Source organism: Synechococcus sp. R6-10, from assembly GCF_047461815.1.
Taxonomy (GTDB): Bacteria; Cyanobacteriota; Cyanobacteriia; order Thermostichales; family Thermostichaceae; genus Thermostichus.
The window spans coordinates 1-5,639 of the sequence record NZ_JANSHW010000158.1 but is presented as its reverse complement, the minus strand read 5'-3'; the positions used below and the strand labels follow the sequence as shown (position 1 = coordinate 5,639).

Annotated in this window: 5 protein-coding genes and 1 tRNA gene; 5 read left to right on the top strand and 1 reads right to left on the bottom strand. The window is 57.9% G+C overall.

Going from position 1 to position 5,639, the window contains the following annotated elements; genetic code table 11:
- Window positions 1-433 precede the first annotated feature (433 nt).
- From NW837_RS05180 to NW837_RS05165, 4 genes are all read left to right on the top strand, one after another.
- Complete coding sequence (locus NW837_RS05180) at window positions 434-1,570, top strand: NYN domain-containing protein (protein ID WP_414329613.1); 1,137 nt, start codon at window positions 434-436, stop codon at window positions 1,568-1,570.
- A 224-nt stretch (window positions 1,571-1,794) separates the two neighbouring features.
- Window positions 1,795-2,412 (top strand): HD domain-containing protein, encoded by a 618-nt coding sequence (locus tag NW837_RS05175; RefSeq protein WP_414329611.1) that lies wholly within the window; start codon window positions 1,795-1,797, stop codon window positions 2,410-2,412.
- Between the two features lie 70 nt (window positions 2,413-2,482).
- The gene (locus NW837_RS05170; protein WP_011432689.1) at window positions 2,483-2,920 is read left to right on the top strand and encodes a peroxiredoxin; all 438 of its coding nucleotides are present in this window, start codon (window positions 2,483-2,485) and stop codon (window positions 2,918-2,920) included.
- A gap of 48 nt (window positions 2,921-2,968) precedes the next feature.
- Window positions 2,969-3,796, top strand: coding sequence for a D-alanyl-D-alanine carboxypeptidase family protein (locus NW837_RS05165; RefSeq protein ID WP_414329610.1), 828 nt, complete (start codon window positions 2,969-2,971; stop codon window positions 3,794-3,796).
- A 106-nt stretch (window positions 3,797-3,902) separates the two neighbouring features.
- Here NW837_RS05165 and NW837_RS05160 read toward each other — a convergent pair.
- A tRNA-Gly gene (locus tag NW837_RS05160) sits at window positions 3,903-3,974 on the bottom strand.
- A 152-nt stretch (window positions 3,975-4,126) separates the two neighbouring features.
- Here NW837_RS05160 and zds point away from each other — a divergent pair.
- A complete protein-coding gene (zds, locus tag NW837_RS05155; RefSeq protein ID WP_414329608.1) occupies window positions 4,127-5,566 on the top strand; it encodes a 9,9'-di-cis-zeta-carotene desaturase in 1,440 nt (479 codons plus the stop codon).
- Window positions 5,567-5,639 lie beyond the last annotated feature (73 nt).

The following is a 5,639-nucleotide window of genomic DNA, read 5'->3' as shown; positions in this document are numbered from 1 at the left end:
TCGTAACTTCCGCATTCCTCCCGACACTGACCCTACGGGTACAGTGCGGGGCTCCTGCGATTTCTAGCTGACCCTGCTCCGTTCAATGGTTTTACGGCCCATACCGTCAGCCAATAGCTTGGACGTTGAATCCAGGTTGAGCGGGCCACGGGGCCTGTCGGTCAAGAGGAACAAGTTTGAGCCTGCTTTCGATAACTGACTCGATATCTGATCCGTTTGCTCAACAAGGGAAATACGCTTGTCCAGCGATTGGAAGATTCCCCTTCCAATAGCAGGCATACTGCAGTTGCTGAATTGCTCCTCTTCGATGCCTCTGGGAGTTCTGGGCATCTCGATCTTCGAGAGGGATCCCTGAGGTGGCCCATGTGAGTGAGGTGAAATCCTGGCAACCGAGCAGATCGATAACCCAAACTGAGGAGAGCTGACTATGAGTATGAATAGGGCTTCTGCCTTCCCCTTAACCTGGCTGTGGACGGGATCCCTGGCCCTGGGGGTGACGGCCCTGGTGACCCGCCAAGTGATCTGGGGGCTCTTACCTTTGGCAGCAGCCTACCCTGCCATCCGCCGCCGCGAAGAACAGCTTGGCCAAGTTCTGGAACAGACCTGGACACAGCAGCAACAGACGGCAACCCAACTGGAGACCCTGCAAGCGCGTTTCGAGGTGCTGGACGCTCGGCTCACTGCTGAACCGTCCCTTCTGCAGCAGACCTTGGCTTCCCCGGCTGAAGCCATTCAAGAGCTCGAGCAGAAAGTAAAGGTTTTGGAGCCCATCTGGGTACAGCAGCAGCAGACGGCGGCCCAACTGGAAACATTACAAGGGCGGATCGACGCCCTCGAAGCTCGGCCCACGTCTCATCTGTCCGTGCGGCAACAGCTGGCCCCCATCACCCAGGCCATCCAGCAAATCCAGCAGCGGTTAAAAGCCGTGGAGCTGCGGTTGAATGCTCTGCCGGTATCCCAGCCCCAAGTGACTTTGGAGCAACTGGAGTTGGTGCAGGCGCAACTCCAACACCTGCAGCAGCTGGTGGCATCCCAGCCGAACCCTGCTTTTCCCCGCAAAGCCCTGGGGGTGTTCATCGACGCGGCCAATCTCCACGCCAGCGCCCAGCAGTGGGGATCCCATCTCGACTATCCCAGTCTGCTCAGCTGGCTGGCCCAGGGCAGATCCGAGATGGAAGTGCATGTCTACAGCGGGGTAGATCGCCACAACCTAGCTCAGCGTCGTTTCCTGCGGGAGTTGAGAAAACAGGGCTATCGGGTGGTCACCAAGCCGGTGGTGATCCACGCCGACGGCAGCCGCAAAGCCAATCTGGATGGGGAGCTGATCGTGGACTTGATGGCGATGCACTCCCACTACGAGACGGTGCTGCTGCTGAGTGGGGATGGAGATTTTGTGCCGGCCCTCAAGCATATCCGCCGCCAAGGCTGCCGGCTGGAGGTAGCCGCCTACAGGCCGAACACGAACCCGGCGTTAATTCGGATAGCCGACCAGTTCGTGGATTTGTGCGCTTGGCAGGGAACAGGAACGCTGGTGCCGCTGCCTGCAAAACAGACTCCGGCCACCGGCTAAACCTTGCCATCTCAGCACAGTTACATCGATCCCTGACTCCCCTCTCCCAAGGCAGGGAGAGGGGCTGGGGGTGAGGGTAGGCGGCACAGCGTCTTAACCTTGTTTGAAGTGATCAGAAGTGCTCATCTTCTCTAACCATTTTCTGATTTGCAGTCTCAACGCCTGAGACTCGCTTGGATCAACCTTGCCCCAGCAGTCAACTTAACCCCAATTGGAGAGTCCAGATGTCAACGCAACTCACACAGCGGTTTGTGCAGGCAATGCACTATGCCCATCGCTGGCATGCTTCTCAAACCCGCAAGGGAACCGGGATCCCGTACCTCAGCCATCTGTTGGCCGTAGCAGCCATCGCCCTGGAGCATGGGGCGGATGAAGATGAAGCGATTGCCGCTCTGCTCCACGACAGCCTAGAGGACGGCCCCCACAACACAGGCGAGCCCCGGGCCCAGATTGAGCAACAGATCCGGGAGCACTTTGGAGAACGGGTGCTGCAGATCATCCTGGGATGTACGGATACCGAAAGCGATGGCTCCCGAGGCGAGCCCAAAGAAAACTGGAAAGAGCGCAAAACCGCCTACCTGAAGCACCTGGAAACGGCAAATGCCTCGGTTTTGTTGGTGGCCGCCTCTGACAAGCTGCACAACGCCCGCTGCATCTTGCGGGATTTTCGCCAACTGGGGGATAAACTCTGGCAGCGGTTTTCCGCCGGAAAAGAGGGATCCCTGTGGTATTACCGATCGTTGGCAGAGATTCTGAGGCGACGGCTGCCCGGCAATCTATCGGCGGAGCTTCAAGAGCTGGTGGCTGAGTTGCAATGCCAAGCTGGAGCGGTAATGCCTTGACAGAGACAAGCAGGGCTGAAGAAAATGCTGAGGGCAGCCCTATTCATCACACTTTTTGGGTCACGCACCTATGGTTCTCGCTGTTGGCACCCCTGCTCCTGGGTTCAACACCACTGACACCCAAGGCAACCAGGTTTCGCTGGCTGATTTTGCCGGCAAAACCGTTGTCCTCTATTTTTACCCCAAAGACGACACCCCCGGCTGTACCAAAGAAGCCTGTGGATTCCGCGACGCCTACGCCGACTACCAAAGCAAGGACGTGGTGGTGCTGGGGGTGAGCATGGACGACCAAGCTTCTCACCAAAAGTTCACCGAAAAGTACAACTTGCCTTTCCCCCTACTGGTGGATAGCAGTGGGGTGATTACCCGCGCCTACGATGTGGATGGGGGCGGCTATGCCAAGCGGGTGACCTACGTCATTGATGGCGAGGGCAAAATTGCCAAGGTCTACCAGAACATCAATACCGAAACCCATGCCCGCGATATTTTGGCGGATTTGGGTTTGTAGAAACGCTGCCTCTTTTCAGTACTCCTCGCTAGATCCCGGCCTTTGCGCATGAACGACGACATTCCGGTCGCCCGTCGCCAGTCCACTCCGGCGAAAAAAGCGCAAAGTTCGGTGCCTGCCCTGAGGTCCCGTCTAGTCTTGGGCCTGGTGCTGGTTGGGCTAGTGCTCCTGGCGGGTTGGGGGATAGAGAAGTTACCGGGATCCCAGCAGGCGGCGGATCCCCAAGTTCTGGAGGAAGCCGGTCAGCCCTCTCTGCCGCAGCCAACTGTGCAGAATGGGCGACCTTCTCTGTTGGGGCACTATGCCTATTCCGAAGCCCCTGCAGACAGCTTGCGGGTGGTGGGCAGCTACCGTGGTCGAGAGGTGCGCCTGCGCCAGGCGGCTGCCGAAAGTTACCTTCGCATGAGCGAAGCAGCTCAAGCTGCCGGGATCCGCCTTGTCCCCATTTCCGGGTTTCGCTCCATTGCGGATCAGGAATTCTTGTTTTTTCAATTGGCTCAATCCCGAGCCTTGCGACCCGAGGAACGAGCTGCGGTCAGTGCTCCCCCTGGCTACAGCGAGCACCACACTGGCTATGCCATCGACCTTGGGGATGCCGGGTTTCCGCAGTGGGATACTCAAGAAGCCTTTGAGACCACCCCGGCCTTCCAGTGGCTGCAGAGCAACGCGGCCCGCTTTGGCTTTGAGCTGTCTTTCCCCAGAAACAACCCTCAGGGGGTGAATTACGAACCCTGGCACTGGCGCTTTGTGGGCGACCGTGACAGCCTGGAGACCTTCTACGCTCCCCAAATCAAACCATTCCCAAATCAGCCCAATCAAACCGAGACCCCTACTCTCCCGTCTTCCAGAGGGAGAAGAGCTGGGAGTGAGGGCTGACTCCTTTGGGGAGAGAGGAAAGGGGGAGCTCCTTGGGACTACCGTCACGGCCCTCTCCCTTGCAGGGATCTCATTCCCCTCTTGAATGGGTTCACAAGCCTAAGCAAGCGGATGACGCGATTCGAACGCGCGACCGTCTCGTTGGCAACGAGAAGCTCTACCACTGAGCTACATCCGCGTCGGGAAATTTATGATGGCAAGTTTTGCGGTGGTTTGTCAAGTCAGGGATCCCTGGCGCATTTTGTTCCAGAATGAGAGAAGTTCATCTTTCTTTGCAGTTGCGCAAAGTCTGGGCGGGATCCCGGGCAGCGCCTGTTTGAGGGTATTGCTATGCGGGTAGCCATTATTGGGGCCGGATTGGCCGGGTTGGTGACGGCAGTCGATTTGGTTGAAGCAGGACACGAGGTGCAGCTCTACGAGGCGCGGCCTTTTGTCGGCGGCAAGGTGGGATCCTGGCAGGATGCCGATGGCAACCACATCGAGATGGGGCTGCACGTTTTTTTCTGCAACTACAGCAATTTGTTTGCCCTGATGAAAAAGGTGGGGGCCTACGAGAACCTGCTGCCCAAGCAACACACCCACACCTTTGTCAACCGAGGTGGGCAAACGGCCAGTCTGGATTTTCGCTTTCCCCTGGGGGCGCCTTTCAACGGCCTCAAAGCTTTTTTCACCACCGAGCAGCTCTCTTGGGCGGACAAGCTGCGCAACGCCTTGGCGCTGGGCACCAGCCCTTTGATTCGCGGCTTGCTGGACTATGAAGGGGCAATGCGGCAAATTCGCGCCTTGGATCGGATGAGCTTTGCCGATTGGTTTCGGCGGCATGGGGGATCCGAAGGTAGCCTGAAGCGGATGTGGAACCCGATTGCCTATGCCTTGGGCTTTATCGATACAGAGCAGATTTCTGCCCGCTGTATGCTGACGATCTTTCAGATGTTTGCCAGCAAAACAGAGGCCTCCAAGCTCAATTTCCTCAAGGGATCCCCGGACACCTATCTCACTCAGCCTATCGTCCGCTACATCCAAGCCCGTGGGGGCCAGATCCACACCCGCAGAGGGGTCAGCCGCATTGAAGTGAACGACTCTCCTCCCTACGCGGTGACCGGCTTGCTCTTGGCCAATGGAGAGCGGGTGGAGGCAGATGTGTACGTGTGCGCAGCGGCGGTGGAAGGGGCCAAGCGGCTGATCCCGGAAGTGTGGCGGCAGTGGCCTCAGTTCGACAACCTCTACAAGCTGGAATCCGTACCGGTGGCCACGGTGCAGTTGCGCTTCGATGGCTGGGTGACGGAGCTGAACCCCCAAGGCCAGGCCAAACGAGCCAGCCAACACCCAGAGGCTCTGGGTATCGACAATCTCCTCTACACCGCCGATGCCGATTTTTCCTGCTTTGCCGATCTGGCCCTCACCAGCCCCGCCGACTACTACAAGCCGGGCCAGGGATCTCTATTACAATGCGTGCTCACGCCGGGGGATCCCTTCATTTCCATGCCCAACGAGCAAATTGCCCAGCACGTGTTGCACCAAGTCCACGAGCTGTTTCCCTCATCCCGGCAACTGAACATGACCTGGTACAGCGTGGTGAAACTGGCCCACTCCCTCTATCGAGAAGCGCCGGGCATGGATCCCTACCGCCCACAGCAAAAGACCCCAGTACCCAACTTCTTTTTTGCCGGCAGCTACACCGCCCAAGACTACATCGACAGCATGGAAGGGGCCACCCTCTCCGGCCACCTGGCTGCTCAGGCCATTCTGGCTGCCCACAGGGATCCCTGATAGGAGCATGACTCTAGTCAATAATAAGCTCAACTATACTGAAAATAATGTATAATATGTTCAGTACGGATTA

Bases quoted from the DNA above. Each gene is read 5' to 3' on its own strand.
- NW837_RS05165 (WP_414329610.1), top strand. From the start codon at position 2,969: ATGAACGACGACATTCCGGTCGCCCGTCGCCAGTCCACTCCGGCGAAA.
- zds (WP_414329608.1), top strand. From the start codon at position 4,127: ATGCGGGTAGCCATTATTGGGGCCGGATTGGCCGGGTTGGTGACGGCA.
- NW837_RS05170 (WP_011432689.1), top strand. From the start codon at position 2,483: ATGGTTCTCGCTGTTGGCACCCCTGCTCCTGGGTTCAACACCACTGAC.
- NW837_RS05175 (WP_414329611.1), top strand. From the start codon at position 1,795: ATGTCAACGCAACTCACACAGCGGTTTGTGCAGGCAATGCACTATGCC.
- NW837_RS05180 (WP_414329613.1), top strand. From the start codon at position 434: ATGAATAGGGCTTCTGCCTTCCCCTTAACCTGGCTGTGGACGGGATCC.